The sequence below is a fragment of the Paraburkholderia gardini genome, from assembly GCF_907164545.1.
Classification (GTDB): domain Bacteria; phylum Pseudomonadota; class Gammaproteobacteria; order Burkholderiales; family Burkholderiaceae; genus Paraburkholderia; species Paraburkholderia gardini.
This window is the reverse complement of record NZ_CAJQZB010000001.1, coordinates 367,249-386,482: the sequence shown is the minus strand read 5'-3', so window position 1 is coordinate 386,482 and position 19,234 is coordinate 367,249. Positions and strand designations below refer to the sequence as shown.

The 19,234-nt window shown below is 62.3% G+C and carries 15 protein-coding genes; 7 read left to right on the top strand and 8 right to left on the bottom strand.

The features are described from left to right. Positions 1-2: 2 nt before the first annotated feature. Positions 3-1,490, top strand: coding sequence for an efflux transporter outer membrane subunit (locus tag LPA37_RS01675; protein ID WP_229011160.1), 1,488 nt, complete (start codon positions 3-5; stop codon positions 1,488-1,490). A gap of 120 nt (positions 1,491-1,610) precedes the next feature. Here the strand turns inward: LPA37_RS01675 and LPA37_RS01670 are convergent, their stop codons facing one another. Together LPA37_RS01670 and LPA37_RS01665 are read right to left on the bottom strand one after the other, a co-directional pair. Next, the gene (locus LPA37_RS01670) at positions 1,611-2,489 is read right to left on the bottom strand and encodes a lipid A biosynthesis lauroyl acyltransferase (RefSeq protein ID WP_229011158.1); all 879 of its coding nucleotides are present in this window, start codon (positions 2,487-2,489) and stop codon (positions 1,611-1,613) included. Between the two features lie 269 nt (positions 2,490-2,758). After that, positions 2,759-5,245 carry a penicillin-binding protein 1A gene (locus LPA37_RS01665; protein ID WP_228976301.1) on the bottom strand — a complete coding sequence of 829 codons (2,487 nt, stop codon included), beginning with the start codon at positions 5,243-5,245 and terminating at the stop codon, positions 2,759-2,761. 613 nt (positions 5,246-5,858) lie between these two features. On the opposite strand from LPA37_RS01665, the gene LPA37_RS01660 reads away from it, so the two are divergent. Together LPA37_RS01660 and LPA37_RS01655 are read left to right on the top strand one after the other, a co-directional pair. Next, the gene (locus LPA37_RS01660) at positions 5,859-6,464 is read left to right on the top strand and encodes a plasmid mobilization protein (RefSeq protein ID WP_228976303.1); all 606 of its coding nucleotides are present in this window, start codon (positions 5,859-5,861) and stop codon (positions 6,462-6,464) included. A 401-nt stretch (positions 6,465-6,865) separates the two neighbouring features. Next, positions 6,866-7,549, top strand: a complete 684-nt coding sequence (locus tag LPA37_RS01655; RefSeq protein ID WP_228976306.1) for a PspA/IM30 family protein — start codon at positions 6,866-6,868, stop codon at positions 7,547-7,549. Here the strand turns inward: LPA37_RS01655 and LPA37_RS27675 are convergent. Further along, positions 7,540-7,674 carry a hypothetical protein gene (locus tag LPA37_RS27675; protein WP_267478029.1) on the bottom strand — a complete coding sequence of 45 codons (135 nt, stop codon included), beginning with the start codon at positions 7,672-7,674 and terminating at the stop codon, positions 7,540-7,542. The genes LPA37_RS01655 and LPA37_RS27675 overlap by 10 nt on opposite strands. Before the next feature lie 31 nt (positions 7,675-7,705). Between LPA37_RS27675 and LPA37_RS01650 the strand changes: the two genes are divergently transcribed. Next, on the top strand, positions 7,706-8,896 hold the full coding sequence (locus LPA37_RS01650) for a tetratricopeptide repeat protein (RefSeq protein ID WP_228976311.1): 1,191 nt from the start codon (positions 7,706-7,708) through the stop codon (positions 8,894-8,896). A gap of 131 nt (positions 8,897-9,027) precedes the next feature. Here the strand turns inward: LPA37_RS01650 and LPA37_RS01645 are convergent, their stop codons facing one another. Continuing rightward, positions 9,028-9,798 (bottom strand): class I SAM-dependent methyltransferase, encoded by a 771-nt coding sequence (locus LPA37_RS01645; RefSeq protein ID WP_229011157.1) that lies wholly within the window; start codon positions 9,796-9,798, stop codon positions 9,028-9,030. Positions 9,799-10,200: 402 nt separating this feature from the next. On the opposite strand from LPA37_RS01645, the gene LPA37_RS01640 reads away from it, so the two are divergent. Further along, positions 10,201-11,604, top strand: coding sequence for a methyl-accepting chemotaxis protein (locus LPA37_RS01640; protein ID WP_228976314.1), 1,404 nt, complete (start codon positions 10,201-10,203; stop codon positions 11,602-11,604). 67 nt (positions 11,605-11,671) lie between these two features. On the opposite strand, the gene LPA37_RS01635 is transcribed toward LPA37_RS01640, so the two are convergent. From LPA37_RS01635 to LPA37_RS01620, 4 genes are all read right to left on the bottom strand, one after another. Further along, a complete protein-coding gene (locus LPA37_RS01635) occupies positions 11,672-12,490 on the bottom strand; it encodes an ABC transporter permease subunit (RefSeq protein ID WP_228976318.1) in 819 nt (272 codons plus the stop codon). After that, entirely contained in the window at positions 12,490-13,419 is a 930-nt protein-coding gene (locus LPA37_RS01630) for an ABC transporter permease subunit (protein WP_228976320.1), read from the bottom strand. Before LPA37_RS01630 ends, LPA37_RS01635 begins: the two co-directional genes overlap by 1 nt. Beyond that, positions 13,416-14,579 (bottom strand): ABC transporter ATP-binding protein, encoded by a 1,164-nt coding sequence (locus LPA37_RS01625; RefSeq protein ID WP_228976322.1) that lies wholly within the window; start codon positions 14,577-14,579, stop codon positions 13,416-13,418. Before LPA37_RS01625 ends, LPA37_RS01630 begins: the two co-directional genes overlap by 4 nt. Positions 14,580-14,673: 94 nt before the next feature. After that, a complete protein-coding gene (locus tag LPA37_RS01620; protein ID WP_228976324.1) occupies positions 14,674-15,774 on the bottom strand; it encodes a polyamine ABC transporter substrate-binding protein in 1,101 nt (366 codons plus the stop codon). A 564-nt stretch (positions 15,775-16,338) separates the two neighbouring features. On the opposite strand from LPA37_RS01620, the gene LPA37_RS01615 reads away from it, so the two are divergent. Together LPA37_RS01615 and LPA37_RS01610 are read left to right on the top strand one after the other, a co-directional pair. Further along, the gene (locus tag LPA37_RS01615) at positions 16,339-17,664 is read left to right on the top strand and encodes an Nramp family divalent metal transporter (protein ID WP_229011155.1); all 1,326 of its coding nucleotides are present in this window, start codon (positions 16,339-16,341) and stop codon (positions 17,662-17,664) included. Between the two features lie 195 nt (positions 17,665-17,859). Then, on the top strand, positions 17,860-19,227 hold the full coding sequence (locus LPA37_RS01610) for a phospholipase A (protein WP_407672467.1): 1,368 nt from the start codon (positions 17,860-17,862) through the stop codon (positions 19,225-19,227). Positions 19,228-19,234: the final 7 nt, after the last annotated feature.

Here is a 19,234-nt window from a genome sequence, read left to right as displayed (position 1 = left end):
TCATGGCCCATGTTTTTTCCACGTACAGCATCACGCGAACGGCGGCCGGCACGCTCACCCTGTTCGCGCTCGCGGCCTGCTCGTTCGGACCCAATGGCGAGCCGCCCGCGATGCCAGCGCCGGCGCACTACGGCGCCGAGGCGCAGCCGACCCAGACCGTGCCGGCCCAGGGCGTCACGCAGCAGTTCGTGGTGGGCGCGAAGGCCGTGCCCGAGTGGTGGAAGCAGTTTCAGTCGGACGATCTGAACGCGCTCGTCGACGAAGGCCTGCGCAACAGTCCGACGCTCGCCGCCACGGACCGCAGTCTGGCCGCCGCGCGCGAGCAGTTGCGCGCGCAGATCGGCAGCTCGCTGCTGCCGTCGATCGACGCGGGCGGCCAGGCGACACGCGAACGCGCGCTGGGGATTCCCGAAGCCGGCCCGAATACGTTTCTGTACAACGTGTTTGTCGGTCAACTGCAGGCGCACTACACGTTCGACATTTTCGGCGCGGCGCGACTCGAAAACGCGGCGCTCGCCGCACGCGTGGACGTGCAGGCGTACCAGTTCGACGCGGCGCGTCGGGCGCTGGCGGCCAACATCGTGTCCGCGGCGCTCGCATCGGCAACGTTGCATGCACAGATCGACGCCACGCAGCGCCTCGTCACGCTCGCCAACGAACAGGCACGCGATACGGTGCGCCGCTACGATCTCGGCGCGGTGTCGCACAGCGATGCGCTCAGTGCGCAGCAAAGCGCGGCGTCGCTCGCGGCGAGCCTGCCGGGCCTGCGTCAGCAATGGACGACGACGCGTCACGCACTCGCCGTACTGCTCGGCCGCACGCCCGATGCCGCACCACCCGATCTCGACCTCGCGCGTATTCACGTACCTGAACAGGTGCCGGTTTCGGTGCCTTCGGATCTGCTGAAGTCGCGACCGGACATCCAGGCCGCGGATGCCACGTTGAAGGCCGCCGCTGCCGATGTCGGCGTAGCCACTGCGCAGATGTTCCCGAGTTTGTCGCTTACGGCGTCCATGGGCCAGGGCGGGTTTAGCTGGCCGGTGGCGCTGTCGGGCGCGGGCGCGATCTGGAGCATTGGCGCGTCGCTGTCGCAACCGATCTTCCACGGCGGCGCATTGCTCGCGCAGCGTCGTGCGGCGGTCGATTCTTATGAGGCCGCGACCGCGCAATACAAACAGACGGTGCTCGCCGCGTTCCAGAACGTCGCCGATACGCTCGCCGCGCTCGAACACGACGCGCAGGCGCTCGATGCGGCGAATTTCGCGGCGCGCTCGGCACGCGGGATCTTCGACGAAACGTCGGCGCGTTACCGGCTTGGCGCCGTGCCTGTGACATCGACGCGATCGAGCGAGCAGCAGTATCGCAACGCGCAACTCGATGAGATCCGTTATACGGGCGCACGGCTCAGCGATACGGCGGCGCTCTTTCAGGCGATGGGGAATCCGGTGCAGGACGTGAAACCTGCTGTTGAAGGTGCGGCGCGGAATTGACTGCGCACCGCGGTTATCCACAGATCATGTTGAAAGGGCTGTTGATAACGTTCTGACAGCACACCTAACCCGCTGATCGCAGAACACTTTTATCTGCTGCAACGAAATCAGGCCAGCGCTTCAATAGACAGCAGGTTCGCCCTCGGGACGATGTTTGAACCGCTTGTGAACCCAGTAGTACTGGTCGGGAATCCGCCGCACCTGAGTCTCCAGAAACTCGGTGATGCGACGCGCATCGATCGCCGGGTCTTCGGACGGAAAGTCGCTCAGCGCCTCGAATATCTTCAGCCGGTACCCACGGTATTCCGGCAGCACTTCGGTCACGAACGGCACCACGCGTGCATTGCCCGCCTTCGCGAGTCGCGAGACCGACGTCAATGTGCAGGCCTCGACGCCAAAGAACGGCACGAACACCGAATCGCGCAGGCCAAAATCCATGTCGGCCGCGAGCATCACCGGTTTACCCGCACGCAGCACGCGCAACGCGTGACGCACGCTGTTGCTGCGCGGGATCATTTCCGTGCCGAAGCGGCCACGCTGACGCAGCGCCATCGCGTCGAACATCGCGTTCGACATCGGCGTGTACAGCGAGGCGACCGGGTGGCGCGTCGAGTACATCATGCAACCCGCTTCGATGCCGACAAAGTGAAAGCCCACGAAGATCGTCGGGTGCTCGTGCGCCTGGGCGAGATCGATCGCACTCTCCACTTCGACGAGGCGCGCCAGCGATTTCGCGTTGCCGAACCATTGCGTGCCGCGCTCCACGAAACTGCGGATCACGTGCCGAAAGTGCGCACGTGCCAGATTTTCGCGCTCAGCCTCGCTCATGTCAGGAAAACATAGCCGCAGATTCGTGTGCACGACGCGGCGACGGGAACTGGGAATCCGGTACAGCAGCGAGCCGAGCCCGCTCCCGAAACGCGCGACGATTCCATAAGGCAGGAACGCGAGCACGCGCAACAATCCTGTGGCAAAACAGAGGAGAATGCGGTTCTTCAAAGGAGGACCCGATAAATGAGGCGTTTGGGGCAATCGCGTCGTGCCTGGGCCGGAAACACCGGACACTGGAAACGCTGACCGTCTGGGCTGGCATGCACACGCCTTAACCGGGGTGAGACGCCGCGCCTGACGCGGAAATATTATCCAGCGGTGTTCACGGCAAAGGCAATAGTTACTTACCAGTGCAGATTACAGTGTGTGTCGCGCACCGAACTCCGCGGCATCCGGTGTCCGGTGCGACGCATTTCAGCGTGTTTCGCCGCTATACATCACGGCTTGTTCGATTCGAACAGGTCCAGGATCTGTTTCTTTTCGCTCGACGAAACATCCGGCGGCGTCAGGCCAGCGGGCCCCACGCCACCCACCGAGTTCGTGCCGCCCGCCAGCGGATTGGCGGCATCCATGCCAATACTCGCGACAAAACCGCTACCCGGCGTCACATCTGAATAGAACAGTTCGCCATCGATCTGCGTGACCGTATCGGGCATCGGCGGCTCTTCCTGCGGCACGCCGCGCAGCGCGCGCTGCATGTACTCGACCCAGATCGGCAACGCAAGCTGCGCGCCGAATTCACGGCTGCCGAGCGACCTGGGCTGGTCATAGCCCATCCACGCCACCGCCACGAGCGACTTCTGGTAGCCGGCGAACCAGCCGTCCTTGGCGTCGTTCGTCGTGCCGGTCTTGCCCTGCAGGTCCGAACGATGCAGCACGTTCGTGCCGGCGCCAGTGCCCGCGGTGGCTACCGAATGCAGCATGCTGTTCATGATGTACGCGTTACGCGGCTCGATCGTGCGCGGCGCATCGCGGCCGGCGGTCAACGGTTGCGCGCGTGAAATCAGCTGGCCGCGTGCATCGGTGACTTCGGCGATCAGATATGGATTGATCCGGTAGCCGCCGTTCGCAAACACCGCGTACGCGCCCGCCGACTGCAACGGCGTCACGAGCCCCGCACCGAGCGCCAGCGGCAGATACGGCGGCGTCTTGTCGACATCGAAGCCGAAGCGCTGCGTCACGAAATCCTGCGCGTACTTCGTGCCGATGAACGACAGGATGCGGATCGACACCAGGTTCTTCGATTTTTCAAGCGCGAGACGCATCGGCATCGGACCGTCCGGCTGGTCGTCGTCCTTGGGTTCCCACGCCTCGCCGCCCGGCGTGGTTGCCGGGAACGACAGCGGCGCATCGTTGATGATCGTCGCCGGTCCGAGGCCCTTGTCGAGCGAGGCCGAATAGATGAACGGCTTGAAGCTGGAACCCGGCTGGCGCCATGCCTGCGTCACATGGTTGAACTTGTTCTTGTTGAAGTCGAAACCGCCGACCAGCGAACGGATCGCGCCGTCCTGCGGCTCAAGTGCGACGAGCGCGCCCTCGACCTGCGGCAACTGCGTGATCTGCCAGTTGCCCTTCGCATCGGCGATCAGGCGCACGATCGAGCCCGGCTTGATGCGTTGAGCCTGCGCGGCACGCGGGCTCAACGCCGTGGCCGCGAACTTCAGGCCGTCGCCGGTGACCGCCGCGACCGTACCGTCGACGAGCTGCGCGTTCACTTCCTTCGGCGTCGCGGCAGTCACGACAGCCGCGACGATTTCGCCGTTGTCGGGGTGATCGGCAAGCGCGTCGTCGATGGCCTGGTCGCGGTCGTCGCTGTCCGACGGCAACGCGATGAACCCTTCGGGACCACGATAGCCGTGACGCCGTTCGTAATCCATCACACCCTTGCGCACGGCCTGATAGGCCGCGTCCTGATCGGCGGAATCGATCGTCGTCGTGACGTTCAGCCCGCGCGTGTAGGTTTCGTCGCGATATTGCGCGTACATCATCTGACGCACCATTTCCGCAACGTACTCGGCGTGCACGCTGTATTCGTTGCCCGACACCTTGGTGTGAATCTCTTCCTTCACGGCCTGGTCGTACTGCGCCTGCGTGATGTAGTTCAGATCGAGCATCCGTTTCAGGATGTATTCCTGACGGATTTTCGCGCGCTTCGGATTCACGACCGGGTTGTATGCGGAAGGCGCTTTCGGCAGACCCGCGAGCATGGCAGCCTGGGCGAGCGTGATGTCTTTCAGGTCCTTGCCGAAGTACACGCGCGCGGCGGCCGCGAAGCCGTAAGCGCGCTCGCCCAGATAGATCTGGTTCATGTACACCTCGAGGATCTGGTCTTTCGTCAGCGCGCGCTCGATCTTGTATGCGAGCATCATTTCGTAGATCTTGCGCGTGTAGGTCTTCTCGCTCGACAGGAAGAAATTGCGCGCGACCTGCATCGTGATCGTGCTCGCGCCCTGCGCGTTGCCGCCATGCATCAGGTCAGTCAGGCCGGCACGCAGGATACCGACGAAGTCGACGCCGCCATGCTCGTAAAAGCGGTAATCCTCGATCGCGAGCACCGCTTTTTTCATCTGGTCAGGGATATCGGCGAAACGCACGATACTGCGGCGCTCTTCGCCGAACTCGCCGATCAGCACGTGATCGGCCGTGTAGACGCGCAATGGCACCTTTGGCCGGTAATCGGTAAGCGCATCGAGCGGAGGCAGTTGCGGCCCCATCACGACGAGCGCGTAACCGGCGATCAGCGCGCCCACGACTGCCACGATGGCGATCAGGCCGATGAACCAGAGGACAATCGTCACGCCGACCGAACGGCCGCGCGATTTGTCGTCACGGGCGTCATGGCGATCTGGATGGGAGCCGGCGCGGCGGTCAGGATTCCGGTCGTTGGCCGGATGATTTGAAGGCGGTCGTTTGATAATTGGCATGACTTGTATGGTTAGCGCCCGTACTGCACGCCTTCTGCGCACGCGTCGCGCGCGCACGGATCATGGTCGTGGCAGACCGCGCATCGCGCAGGCCACACCGACGGGTTGACACATGCTGTCGAAAAGCGTCGCATTGCCCGGACAAATGAACGGCAACCCCGCTGACGCCCCAAGCGGCCCAACAACCCCGGCGGCCGCACAGCGCACGGCACACAACGGCCGGCGCAACTTAACAGCGCATTTTAAAGAATTCAGACAGCGGTCTACCCGATTTTTTTGTAAGAATTCCCTGCGGATGGTTCCCCGCAAGCCGACGCAGGTCTTTTACCGGGGAACGAGGGGTTATCCACACAAAATGTGCAAAGGCCTGTGGACAATAGCGCGGGAAAGGCTACAACTCATTGAAGTCACGGCCTTTTCCCGCGGCGCCCGGTTTTGTCGCCTTCTTCCTGACGGGGGGCGCTGTTGTGCCGGAACGCAGTTCGTACGATGCCCGTTTCGCATCCGCACGAGTCGCCTTATGATGGTCCTGTCACACCGGTTCGACGGGATGACAGGACCATCATAACCAGCCGCAAGCCGTAAAAACGCGTAAAACGCACGCGAGCCGACCATGAACAAGCCTAGCGAACGCATCGTCGTATTCGTCACGCCCGCGCAGAAACGCGCGATTGCATCGACCGCCGAGGGGCTCGGCATCAGCGTCAGCGAACTGATGCGGCGCGCCGTATTGAACTTCGGCGCGACCAGCGAGCAGGTAAAAGCAGCCAGCATCGTCGACCGGCTACGGGCGCCACGCGAGCCGGATGCGCTCAACGAGGCGCTGCGCAAGGCTGCACGCGGCACACGCCATACGCACGCGGCGGAACCCGTGCCGCTGCCACCAGGACTTGTGCGTGTACAGGCGGCTCCAGGCGACGACGCGCAACCGTACCACGCGCCGTCCCGTCTCGACCCCATGCCTTTCGACACAGCAGGCGCTCCAGCCGACGATCTGCCGCCCGATGCCCCCCCGTTCGATCCCGCAACAGCAACCGAAGAGGAAATGCGCAACGCAACTGAAGCGGTCGCGCGCGTGGCAGCAGCGAAAGCTGCCTCGCTGGCGGCGCATCCGGCGGACACAATCGATGCACTACGCTCGCCCGCACGAATTGGCGACGAACACGACGCCGACAGCGATCCGCATGGCGACCCCGCCACAGGTGGGCGCTTCGCATGACGGAGCTCGCCTCACGCTGAACGAAATCGACACACATCGGGCCACCGGCTGTGGCCCGATCTCAACCGGATCTGTTCTGGAATCGTCTTTTCGCACACCGCTGAAACATGGGTATGAATCTGCGGTAATAACTACGTTTTGAAACCTTTGTGAAACCTGTCTTTAAGCCCGGTTTAAGTCATGCCGTGGTGTAATATCCGCGAGCGACTGGACCCACCCGCGCACTTTTCATGACAGTGAATCCGCGGCAATGGCGCGATCGAAGAATGCCGCCATTGCAATTCACGGAAACGACCCGATGTGGGGACCGGCCGTCTGCACAATGAAACGTGCGGCGGCGTAAGCTGTCGGTTAAATGCGCCCGGATTTTCCAGCGCCGAATTCAATCTACGGAGGTATTCATGTCGCTATTTGACACCGTCTCGCGCACGCTCAAAGGTCTCCTGAACGACGCGGCTGATTCCGTGCAGGATCCTTCGCGCGATTCGCGCCAGATCGTGCGCGAACTCGACGACAGCATCGCGAAAGCGGAGAACTCGCTGATCGAAATCCAGGCGCAGGTCGCGACGCAGCAAAGCAAGCGCGACGTCGCCGCCGACAAGGCAAGGAAATACGAAGACGGCGCAAAGCGCGCGCTGCAGGGCGGCGACGAAACGCTCGCCCGCGAAGCACTCGGCGCGCAGGCAACGGCCGAAGCCGAACGCAACGCGCTGGCCTCCGAACTGTCCACGCTCGAACCTTCGGTCGATCAGTTGAAGCAGCAGATCGACGAAATGCGCCAGCGCCGTAACGACCTGAACGCACGCTCGAACATCCTGCAGGCGAAGCAGCAGATCGCGCAGGCCAAGGATGTCGCCGCAACGGCGCTCGGCGGCATCGGCGGCAAAAACCTGTCGGAAGATTTCCAGAAGCTCGAGGACAAGGTCGCACTCTCGAACGCGCGCTCCGACGCGCGTCTGAATTCCGCCGACGTGAAAAGCGGCAAGGCGCTCGACGACAAGCTCGCGGAACTGAATCGCGGCCCTTCCGTGGAAGACCGCCTCGAAGCGTTGAAGAAGCAGTTGAACACGCCGGCTCAGCAGTAACCGCCGGACCGGTGCGGCGCCGCGCGGGTCAGGTCCGGTTCGATCGTCGTAGCCATGGTCGCAGTCGTGGTCTCGTCGTTCGAACCTTGCGTGACGCGCGGCGTCGCATCTGAATCGATTGCCATGGAGACGGGCGTGAAGTCGCCTGGTCGCATCATGAAAAGATTTTTCGCAGCGGCGTTCGTGTCGTTGATGCTGGTGTCAGGCGCCGCGTTCGCGCTGCCCACCGCAACGCAGATCGAAACCGCCATGCAGCAGGGTAACTGGCAGCAGGCCGATGCCGGCCTGACGCAGGTGCTGCAGGCGCATCCGAACAATGCGCGGGCGCATTATCTGTACGCGCAGGTGCTCGACCGCGAAGGTCGTTACGCCGACGCGCTCGCGCAGATCCAGCAGGCGAAGACGCTCGATCCGCAGGTCCGTTTCACCGATCCCTCGCGCTTCGCGCAGACAGAAGCGCGTATCCGCACCGACGCGGCCCGCGCCGGTGCCATCCAGACGAACCGCGCACCCACACCCTCCGCGCAGCAGGCCGCGCAGATCCAGCAGACACCGGCAATGCAGCCGGTCGCGCCGCAACGTCATGAACCTTCGATGGGCCTGTGGATCGGTCTTGTGTTCGTCGTTGTCGTGATCGCGTTTGTGCTGCGCTGGACGTTAAAGCGCGCGCGCTCGAAAGACGACTCCCGTGTCGACGACGATCGCCGTGCGCAGTTAAAGCGTGCGACTGAACTGCTCAACGCCGTGCGTTCGCTCAAGCTCGACGTGAAAATCTCGACGGTGCCCGGACACGAGGCGCTGGAAAAGGAAGTCGAAGGTGCGGAGACACAGTTGCGGCAGCTCGTCGAAACATTGTCGGGCAGCCCGAACCCCGTGCCGCCGTATCAGCTCGACGATCTCGAACGCCAGGTCGAAAGTCTGAAGGCACGTGCCGAGGGGCGTCCCGATCCGAATGCGTCCGGCGCGGCGGCGTACGGCCCGGGCCCGCTCGGCAGTGGCGACTCCGCGTATGCACGTGAAGCCGACGAGCGCTTCGGTCGTCAGCAGGCGCCCTACCCGTATCCACAACAACAGCCGCCTGTCGTCGTCCAGCAAGGTGGCGGATTTGGCGGTGGCATGGGCGGTCTGCTCACCGGCGTGCTGCTTGGTCAGGTACTGAATTCCGGTGGCCGCGATCGCATCATCGAACGTGATGTGCTGGTCGATCCCGACGATGCACGCCGGCGTGCCGGTGGCGGAGATGTCGATTTCGGCCAGGGTTCGAACGACTGGAGCGACGGCGGTGGCGGCGGTGGCATCGACATGGGCAGCAGCGACGACTCCGGCGGCGGCTGGAGCGATACCTGAGCAGCGCTGTCAGTACACATACACGGCAGAACGAGAACAGGCTCCTTTCGGAGCCTGTTTTTTTGCCTGACGATCCCGCGCGTTTCTGCTTCTGCTTCAGTTTCCGCTTCGATGGATGAGCCGGCCTGCCGCTAGCTATTCGACGTACCGCCGACGTACAGACGCGTTTCGTAAGCAAATTCGACCGTGCCGTGTGTCGCGGTGTGGTCGAACAGTTCGCGTAGCGCGACGAGCATGGGTTCGTGATCGGGATGCCCTGTCTTTGGTGCGAACGACGACGACATCAGCCGCCCTTTCAGTCCATCGAAATCCAGCTGCTGCGCGTTCGGAAACGTCGCCTTGTGCGCGAAGCCATTGTCGAACCAGGCGGCCATTGTCGCGTCGTCGCCATAGCGTCCGGACACTTCCGTGTAGTCGACGCCATAGCGCTTGAGCAATGCTTCAAAGCCGGTGAGAAACGCAGTGCCGCTGAGCAGACGGCTGTTCCAGAAAAGCGCGACGAGGCCGCCTGGCCTCACGATGCGGGCGAATTCACGGCGGGCCGTCGCCGGATCGAACCAGTGCACCGCCTGCGCGGCGACGACGAGATCCACGCTGGCGTCATCGAGCGTGGTGGCGTCGGCCGTGCCCGCCTTGCTGCTGAAACCGTCGAAACCGGAGAGCCACGCATCGGCCGCGTTGCGCATCGCCTCGTTCGGTTCGACGGCGACGACCGGATGGCCCGCATCGAGAAAGAGCTTCGCGGAGATGCCCGTTCCCGCGCCGATGTCGGCAACCCGCGCGCCCTTCGCGAGACCGCAGACGTCGTGCAGGAACGTGATCACTTCGCGCGGATAGCCTGGACGGTACTTCACGTAGTCCGCGACGCGGTTCGTAAAGCGCTGGGTCGAATCCTGATTCATCGATACATCCTGTGCATGGTGTGGTGCGACGCTCAACGTTACCCGGAAACGCGCGCGATTGCCTGACGTGACACTTTCAGCCCCCGCCGGGCAGCAGCAGGAGGCCCCATAGAAACTTGCAGACCAGCACGATCAGCGCCCATAACTGCGCGAGCTGCGCCCAGCCTGCAATGCTGAATAAAACCTCGGACATGAAGTGATGGATGGAAAGTTGAGTCGCAGTGAAAACAGTAAGCCGAAGGGAGCGGCGCCGAAGCCTCCATGATATCGACCGAGGGATAGTCCGTATCAAGTCATGTGAAAGCGCGCCGTAAACCCAAGGAAGAAAACGCGGCATTCGCGCGGGCGAACCCGGGAGAATTGCGTTTCACCGATGCGACCCGCGACAACAAGGAGACATCCATGACGGGCTTCAGCTTTCGCCGGAAGGGCCGATCGAGTTCGGTGGTCGGCGATATTGCGACGCAGGCGGGCAAACTGGGCATCGAGATTTGCGACGTATCGGGACACGTCGACGAAGTCGCGGCGCGCGTTCAGCGCCAGGCACAGGTGTGTCGTGCGTTACGCGAATCCGCTGCCCTGACGATGCAGGGCAACGAGCGTATCGCCACGGCTGCGCGCGAGATGCGCACCGTCACCGCCGATGCCGCGAGCGGCGTGCAGGAATCGCAACAGACGCTGCAGGCGTCGCTTGCGGACATCCACGGGCTGGTTGAGGGCGTGACCGTCATCGAGAGCCAGATTGGCGCGTTGCGCTCCGCGCTGGCTCACGTAAGCCGCGTCTCCGAGGAAATTTCGCTGATTGCGCGACAGACGCATCTGCTTGCGCTGAACGCCGCAATCGAAGCCGCTCGCGCCGGCGAATCCGGCAAGAGCTTTGCGGTGGTCGCCGCCGAGGTGAAGAATCTGTCGGCGAAGACTGCGCAGGCCACCGGTCAGATCGAGACGACGCTTGCGCAGTTGACCCAGCAGACCGAGCAGCTGATTTCAGAGGGATCAGTGAACACGGCGCGCGCGCATCGAGTGCGGGAAGGTACGCGCATGATTGGCGACGTCGTGCATTCGACGGGCGAAGCAATCACGCAACTGAATGCCGACGCGGGCCAGATCGCAACGCTGACGGGCGAGATCGAGACGCAGTGCCACGGGCTGGAAGCACAGGTCGTGGAGATGGCGAGCGACATCGAGGATTCGAGCGAGAACTTCGTGCAGGCAAAGGATCGCTTGGGAAATCTGCTGGGCTTATCCGAAACGCTGATCGAACTGACGGCCGGGACGGGCGTGGAGACTGCCGACACTCGATTTATCGAAGCCGTCGAGGGCGCCGCGGCGAAGGTGGGCAAGTTGTTCGAGACGGCGCTTGCACGTGGTGACATTACGCTGGCGGACCTGTTCGATACGGCTTATGTGCCGGTGCCTGGAACGAATCCACCGCAGTTCATGACGCGGTTTACCGCATTTGCCGATCGCGTGTTGCCGGCAATACAGGAGCCGTTGCTCAAGCTCGACGAGCGCGTTGCGTTTTGTGCTGCTATCGATGCAAGGGGTTATTTGCCGACGCATAACCTGAAATTTTCGCGGCCGCAGGGGGAGGATCCTGTGTGGAATGCGGCGAATTGCCGGAACCGGCGGATGTTCAACGACCGGACGGGATTGGCCGCTGGCGCGAATACGAAGCGGTTTCTTCTGCAGACGTATCGGCGGGATATGGGAGGCGGGGCGTTTGTGTTGATGAAAGATGCGTCGGCGCCCGTCGTTGTCGCCGGGCGGCATTGGGGTGCGGTGAGGATTGGGTATCGGGTTTAGGTTTTTTTCGTTTTTCTGTTTTTGTTTTGTATTTCTTGCCAAAAAATCCAGAAATACAAAACAACCACTACATCGCCATGGCAAGCCGCCTCCTCTCCGCATTCTGCATAAACCGGTTAGCCACAACCACCCCAACCGTGACAACGGAAATAAACAGAGTAGCAAGCGCATTCATCTCAGGATTCAACCCAAGCCTGACGCGGGAAAAAACCACCAGCGGCAACGTGGTCGACCCAGGCCCGGACAAAAACGCCGACAACACCAGATCATCGATCGAAAGCGTAAACGACAGCAGCCACCCGGCAACAAGCGCCTGGGAAATCAACGGCAACGTAATCGCAAAGAACACCCTGAACGGCGTAGCCCCCAGATCCAGCGCAGCCTCCTCAAGCGACGGATTCAGATCCCTCACCCGCGACTGCACAATAATCGCGACATACGAAATGCACAGCATCACATGCCCGATCCAGATGGTGAAAATCCCCCGCCCGGCAGGCCACCCCAGCCACTTGCCCATTTCGATAAAAAGCAGCAGCAGCGAAATCCCCTGGATAACCTCAGGAATCACCAACGGCGCATTGATCATCCCCGTATAAAGCGTAAAACCACGAAACCGCCCCATTCGGGCGAGCACAAATCCAGCCCACGTCCCGATGAACACCGACGCAAATGCCGTCAGCAACCCAATCCGCAAGGAAAGCCACGCAGCAGCAATCAGTTCGTCGTCTTCAAGCAACGCCTGATACCAGCGCACGGAAAACTTCGTCCACACGGTCACCAGCTGCGATTCGTTGAACGAATACACCACCAGGCTCACAATCGGTATGTACAGAAACAGAAATCCGATACCCAGCGCGACGATCTGCAAAAAACGATTCGGCTTCATCAGTGGCTGTCCTCCAGCTCCTTCGCCTGCGCATACTGAAAGAGCGCCATCGGCACCAGCAGCAGCACAACCATCGCACACGTCACCGCGGACGCCATCGGCCAGTCGGCATTGTCGAAGAACTCATTCCACATCACGCGACCGATCATCAGCGTATTCGCCCCACCCAGCAGTTCCGGAATCACATACTCGCCAACCGCCGGAATGAACACCAGCAGGCAGCCCGCAATAATCCCGTTCTTCGACAGTGGCAGTGTGATCTGCACAAACGCTTTCCACGGCTTTGCGCCAAGATCATATGCGGCCTCTAGCAGCGTCAGATCCATCTTCACCAGATGCGCGTACAGCGGCATCACGAGGAACGGCAGGTACGAATACACCATGCCGATATATACGGCCGTGTTCGTGTGATAAAGCTCGATCGGCGCGTGAATCACGCCAATCGACATCAGAAAATTATTGAGCAACCCGTTGTTCTTCAGAATCCCGATCCACGCGTACACGCGAATCAGAAACGACGTCCAGAACGGCAGCATCACAGCCATCAACAGGATATTGCGCGTCGACGGATTCGATCGCGCAATGTAATACGCCATCGGATAACCCAGCAGCAGGCACAACAGTGTCGAAATCGCCGCCACCACCACCGAATTCACGTAAGTCGCGAAATACAGGCTGTCGGTGACGAGAAACACGTAGTGCGACAGATCCAGCGCGATATGAAGCACGCCGTCCTTCATCGACGTCAGTTCGGTATACGGTGGAATGCCCATCCGAAGATCCGCAAAGCTGATCTTCACCACCAGCACGAACGGCACGAGGAAAAACAGCAGCAGCCACAGGAACGGCCCGGCCACGACCGCGGTGCGCCCGGTCAGGCCAAAGCGGCGCACGGGCCACGAGGCGAACGAACTCATCGACCGCTTCATGACGTCAGCACCACGCCGGCGGACGCGCTCCAGCGCACATAGATCTCGTCGCCCCACGTCGGTGTCTCGATCTCGGAGATCGCGAGGCTCGACACGTTTGCAATCACAGTCTTGCCGCCGTCGAGTTTGACGTGATAAAGCGAGTAGCCGCCCATGTACGCAATGTTCGTGATGACGCCCTTGCCCCAGTTGTACGCGCCCTCAGGCGGCTTGCGCGTAAGCGCGATGCGCTCGGGCCGCACGGAAATGGTCACCGGCATCCCGAGCGGACCGGTAATGCCGTGGTTCACGTACATACGGCACGGCAGATCCGGCGTTTCGATGAACACGTGATCCGGCTCGTCCTCGACGACGTTGCCATCGAACAGGTTCGTCGAGCCGATGAATTCCGCCGAGAACCGGCTGTTCGGATATTCGTAGACTTCATGCGGCGTGCCGAGCTGCACGATCTCGCCTTCGCTCATCACGGCGAGACGCCCCGCCATCGTCATCGCTTCTTCCTGATCGTGCGTCACCATGATGCACGTCACGCCGACCGTGTCGAGAATGTTGACGAGTTCGATCTGCGTGCGCTGCCGGATCTGCTTGTCGAGCGCCGACATCGGTTCGTCGAGCAGCAGAAGTTTCGGCCGTTTGACGAGGCTGCGTGCCAGTGCGACACGCTGCTGCTGGCCACCCGATAGCTGATGCGGCTTGCGCTTCGCAAAGCGGCCCATCTGCACGAGCTCGAGCACGGTCTGCACACGATCGCGCAGTTCGGCCTTCGGCACGCCTTCCTGCTTCAGACCAAACGCGATGTTCGATTCAACGTTCATGTGCGGAAAAAGCGCATACGACTGGAACATCATGTTCACCGGCCGGCGATACGGCGGCATCTGCGCGAGGTCTTCGCCGTCGATCAGAATCCTGCCCGACGTCACGGTCTCGAGACCCGCCAGCATGCGCAGGAGCGTTGACTTTCCGCAGCCGGAACTACCGAGCAACGCAAACAGCTCGCCTTTTTCGACGTTCAGGTTCACGCCCTTGACCGCGACGGTTTCGCCGAACTTCTTGACGACGTCGACGATCTGCACGAAGTTTTCCGTTGCATCGTTTGCGACGAAGGAATTGCCTTGGGGCAGCGTGCCGGCCCCTGCCGACACGCCTGACTGGTCACTCATGATCTGCTGCTTCGCTCCTGCGTTTGACGAACAAAGCCCCCGGTGAACACCGGGGGCTTCTTGTTGATGCACTACCGCATGTGTCGGCCCGGCATCAGCGGCCGGACTTGAACTCGGTCCACAATCGCGTCTGCAGACGCTGGATTTCCGGCGGCAGCGGCTTCAGCAGGAACAGCGTCTTGATGACGTCAGCCGGCGGGTACACGGCGGGATCGTTCGCGACGTCCTTGTCCACGTACTTGCGCGCCTCGAGGTTCGCGCTCGGATAGTAGACCTCGTTCGTAATCGCGGCGTGGACCTGCGGCGTCTCGATATAGTTGATCCATTCGAGCGCGGCTTCCTGGTTTTTCGCATCTTTGGGAATCACCATCACGTCGAACCAGACCGGTGCACCACCCTTCGGAATGTAATACTCGATCTTGTACGGCTTCTTCGCTTCGACAGCGCGATGCTTCGCAATCACGACGTCGCCGGACCAGCCATACGCGAAGCACACGTCACCGCCCACCAGGTCGTTGATATAGCCCGACGAATTGAACTGCGTGATGTACGGACGGATCTTCTTCATCATCGCGAGCGCGGCGCGGTAGTCGTCCGGGTTCGTGCTCATCGGATCCTTGCCGATGTAATGCAGCGCGGCGGCGAACATCTGGTCGGGCGCGTCGAGCACCGAGACGCCGCACGCTTTCAGCTTCGAGATGTTCCCGGGCTTGAAGAGTACGTCCCAGCTGTCGAGCGGCACGGACTTGCCGAGAATCTGCTGGGCCTTCGTGACGTTGTAGGCAAGGCCGGTCGTGCCGTATGCCCAGGGTACCGCGTACTTGTTGCCCGGATCGGCGCCGGCGACGAGCGCCATCAGTGCCGGGTCGAGATACTTGAGATTGGGGAGCTTCGATTTGTCGAGCGGCGCGAAGATGCCTGCGGCAATCTGCTTGCCCGCGTAGTTGCTGGTCGGCACGACGATGTCATAGCCCGAATTGCCCGTGAGGAGCTTGGCCTGAAGCGTGTCGTCGCTGTCGTAGTTGTCGTATCTGACCTTGATGCCGGTCTGTTTCGTGAAGTTCGGGATCGTATCCTTGGCAATGTAATCCGACCAGTTATACACATTCAACTGCGTATCCTTCGCCGCGGCCGCGACCCACGGCGCCGCGCACAGCACAAGCGCCGCCAGCCGGCCCATTACCCGTTTATTCATCCCGTTCTCCGATCCTGACCGGCTCTGTCCGGCCTTTGCCCCGCTCATACCGCAACGCGTCGCGCGCGGCTCCCCTGAAAAACCCGAAAACTACCACTAAATACTGCACGCTCCAAAAAAAACGGCGCGCTGTCGTGCAAAGGGTACAACCAGAAAACCACCCTGCAACCGGCCCCGCCTTCGTGGGGGCGATGCCAGCATTGCAAAATTGGGCGCAATTTTATCGGGTTATCGGCGCATGTCCACCCGAAAAAAACCCCATCGTCTATGTTTTGACGAAGGACGCTCATTTCGGAACATGACGGCCCGCGGCCTGGCGGCGAAGCACGCAAGGCGATTGACAGGAAAGGCGGAGCGCGCTGCCCACCGGCATAAGGCGACCATATTCGCTTCGCGCGAGTTGCCCGCCCCCGATACTGGCCGCCCTCGCCCGGGCCTGTGCGATGGGCCCCGGGCACGACGTTTGCGCCCTGCTTGCCCTTCGTGGGCGATTGATGCGTCGTTTGCCTGTCCTGTCGGTGGCAATGTGCGTGCGCACCCTGCGCTGATTTTTTGATGATCGCGATGAACCCAAACCTGTTCGCCATGCGTCACCACCGACGCCGCCCGCGCATCGCCGCCGGCGGCGGACCGCAACGCCCCGCGCCCGGACGGCCCGCGCACTGGTCCTCGTTCGTCGGTCCCGGCGCGCTGATCGCGGTCGGCTATATGGATCCCGGTAACTGGGCAACAGCGCTCGCGGGCGGCGCAAGCTTCGGCTACCGGTTGCTCAGCGTCGTGCTCATGTCGAGTCTGATGGCGATGTTGCTGCAATGGATTTCGTCGCGGCTTGGCGTCGTCACGGGACGCGACCTCGCGCAGCTGTGCCGCGAGCGCTTCAGCAGGCGCACTGCGTACTTCCTGTGGCTCACGAGCGAGGTTGCCATCATTGCCTGCGACGTCGCGGAGGTCGTTGGCAGTGCGGTCGCGCTGCAATTGCTGCTCGGTGTATCGCTGACGGTCGGCGTGCTGCTCTCAGCGGTCGGCACGCTGGCGATACTCGCGCTCCAGCGACGCGGGCGACGCACGCTCGAAGCGAGCGTCGTCGGGCTGATCGTGTTCGTGGGATTGTGCTTCGTCATCGAACTGGCGCTCGCGCGGCCCGACTGGCATGCGGCCCTCGCCGGCGTCGCGCCAGGCGCCGACCTGCTGCGCAATGCGGGCATGGTGTGGCTCGCGGCCGGCATCCTCGGCGCGACGGTGATGCCGCACAACCTGTATCTGCACTCGGCGCTCGTCAGAAACCACGCACCCGACCACGACGACGCAGCTATCGCGAACGCGTTACGCGGCGTCAATTACGACACGTTCGGCTCGCTGTCGTTTGCGTTCGTCATCAACGCGGCGCTTCTGATCCTGGCAGCGGCTGTGTTTCACGCGAGCGGTCATCGCGACATCACCGATCTCGCCGATGCCCATCGTCTGATCGCGCCGATCGTCGGCACGCACTGGGCCGCCATCCTTTTCGCGGCGGCCCTGCTCGCCTGCGGCCTGAGCGCAACCGTGACGGGCACGCTCGCTGGCCAGGCGGTCATGGAAGGTTTCCTTGCGCTGCGCCTGCCGCGCTGGCAACGCGCGCTCCTGACGCGCTCGCTGGCGATGGGTCCGGCGCTTCTTGCCGTCTCGATGTTCGGGCAGCACGGTTCCAACCAGTTGCTCGTTGCAAGCCAGGTTGTGCTCAGCCTGCAGTTGCCGCTCGCCGTCGTGCCGTTGATCCGTTTCGCGTCGTGCCGGTCGCTGATGGGCCACTGGCGCGTGCACGGCTTGCCGCTCGCGCTGGCGTGGCTGTCAGCGACAGCCATTCTGACGCTCAACGGCGCGCTGCTATGGCAACTTGCGTCCACGCTCTGAGGTGATCCGCGGCACAGTGAAATGCCGTGCGGCGCCCGTCGCCTGCCTTACGGTTTATTAAGCTGTCTTTTACAATGTGGATGCACTTTGCCTGGTGCGCCTGAAAACCGGCGCGGTGTGACTGTGTCGTGTGTCTGTGTCTCGTGGCCCCGTATCCAAGCTCCTTATCCCGGCCTTTTATCTGGACGACCGCCCATGCGCTTCGATGCCTCGCCTGTCTGTCACGCTTCTCCCCGCCATACCGCTTTTGCCGATGATCCGCAGCCGCTGCCCCGTTTCTGTCTGCTTCTGTTGCTATCACGTGCCGCCCTTCGGCTGCGGGCGTCGCGTACGGGGTGGCTGGCCCTCCTTGCCGTCGCGGGTCAGGCACACGCGGCCGTCGCGATGCTGCAGCCACCGCGCGAGGCCGCGGTGCGCGATCCGCTGCAGATCACACTCCTCTATTCCGACGACGACACCACGCCGCTCACTGTCACGGTGCCACCGACTCTCCGCGTCACGCTGACGAATGGCGACCTCGCACCGCAGCCGGTCGATCTCGTGCGCGATCCCGGCGTACAGGACACGTTGAAGCTGCAGCCCGGCCAGTATCGCAAGGTGACGTTTTCGGCGCCGTGGCCGAAATCGGCACGCGGCGTGATGCGGATCGATCCGGTCGGGTTCGACGCTTCGCCGGCGCTTGTCGCCATCAACCGCGGTGCGGATCAGGAGACGATCGCCACGGCCGAACGCAGCGAAGCGCAGGCGACGACACCCGCCCAGGTCGCGGCGGCATCTTCGGCCGTCAACAACCCGGAAGACGCGATCGACGCGCCGCTCGATTCGCTTGCCACGACAGGCCGCAGCGCGCTCGCGAGGCTCTCGTATTTCGAGCCGATGTATATCGGTTTCGGCAAGAACGGCGATGCGTCGGCGCGCTTCCAGCTGAGTTTCAAGTACCGCATCATGATGCCCGACGACCTGCGCTCGAAGGCCTTTCTCGACAACCTGTATTTCGCCTACACGCAGACCGTGCTGTGGGACCTGAGCGCCGATTCGCGGCCATTCCGCGATTCGAGCTACATGCCGCAGCTGTTCTACTACGTCGCCGACACGGGCTGGCGCAGTTCGTGGTTCACGCGCATGGGATTCTCGGGCGGTATCGGACACGAATCGAACGGCAAGAGCGGCGACGATTCGCGCGCGATCAACATCGCGTTCGTGCGCCCGACGTGGGAATTCGGCAACCTGGACGGCAACCACCTGACGGTATCGCCGAAAATCTACTACTACCTCAGCAAGAGCGGCAACGAAGATATCGCCGACTATCGCGGCTACGTCGATCTGCTCGTGAAGTACGGCAGTCCCGACGGCTGGCAACTCGCCACCACGCTGCGCAAGGGCACGAAGCACTGGTACGGCAGTATCGATTCGCAGCTGACTTACCCGCTGTCGAAACTGTTCGGCAGCGCGTGGGGCGGTTACGTGTGGGTGGGCTACTTCAACGGCTACGGCGAAGACATTCTCGATTACAACAATCGCCAGCACTGGGTCGCGCGCATCGGCTACAGCATCGCGCGATGAAAGGCAC

What these genes read in the sequence shown, in the direction of transcription:
- LPA37_RS01675 (WP_229011160.1), top strand. Translation starts at nt 3, where the DNA reads ATGGCCCATGTTTTTTCCACGTACAGCATCACGCGAACGGCGGCCGGC.
- LPA37_RS01665 (WP_228976301.1), bottom strand. Translation starts at nt 5,245, where the DNA reads ATGCCAATTATCAAACGACCGCCTTCAAATCATCCGGCCAACGACCGG.
- LPA37_RS01660 (WP_228976303.1), top strand. Translation starts at nt 5,859, where the DNA reads ATGAACAAGCCTAGCGAACGCATCGTCGTATTCGTCACGCCCGCGCAG.
- LPA37_RS01655 (WP_228976306.1), top strand. Translation starts at nt 6,866, where the DNA reads ATGTCGCTATTTGACACCGTCTCGCGCACGCTCAAAGGTCTCCTGAAC.
- LPA37_RS27675 (WP_267478029.1), bottom strand. Translation starts at nt 7,674, where the DNA reads ATGGCAATCGATTCAGATGCGACGCCGCGCGTCACGCAAGGTTCGAAC.
- LPA37_RS01650 (WP_228976311.1), top strand. Translation starts at nt 7,706, where the DNA reads ATGAAAAGATTTTTCGCAGCGGCGTTCGTGTCGTTGATGCTGGTGTCA.
- LPA37_RS01645 (WP_229011157.1), bottom strand. Translation starts at nt 9,798, where the DNA reads ATGAATCAGGATTCGACCCAGCGCTTTACGAACCGCGTCGCGGACTAC.
- LPA37_RS01640 (WP_228976314.1), top strand. Translation starts at nt 10,201, where the DNA reads ATGACGGGCTTCAGCTTTCGCCGGAAGGGCCGATCGAGTTCGGTGGTC.
- LPA37_RS01635 (WP_228976318.1), bottom strand. Translation starts at nt 12,490, where the DNA reads ATGAAGCCGAATCGTTTTTTGCAGATCGTCGCGCTGGGTATCGGATTT.
- LPA37_RS01630 (WP_228976320.1), bottom strand. Translation starts at nt 13,419, where the DNA reads ATGAAGCGGTCGATGAGTTCGTTCGCCTCGTGGCCCGTGCGCCGCTTT.
- LPA37_RS01625 (WP_228976322.1), bottom strand. Translation starts at nt 14,579, where the DNA reads ATGAGTGACCAGTCAGGCGTGTCGGCAGGGGCCGGCACGCTGCCCCAA.
- LPA37_RS01620 (WP_228976324.1), bottom strand. Translation starts at nt 15,774, where the DNA reads ATGAATAAACGGGTAATGGGCCGGCTGGCGGCGCTTGTGCTGTGCGCG.
- LPA37_RS01615 (WP_229011155.1), top strand. Translation starts at nt 16,339, where the DNA reads ATGAACCCAAACCTGTTCGCCATGCGTCACCACCGACGCCGCCCGCGC.
- LPA37_RS01610 (WP_407672467.1), top strand. Translation starts at nt 17,860, where the DNA reads ATGCGCTTCGATGCCTCGCCTGTCTGTCACGCTTCTCCCCGCCATACC.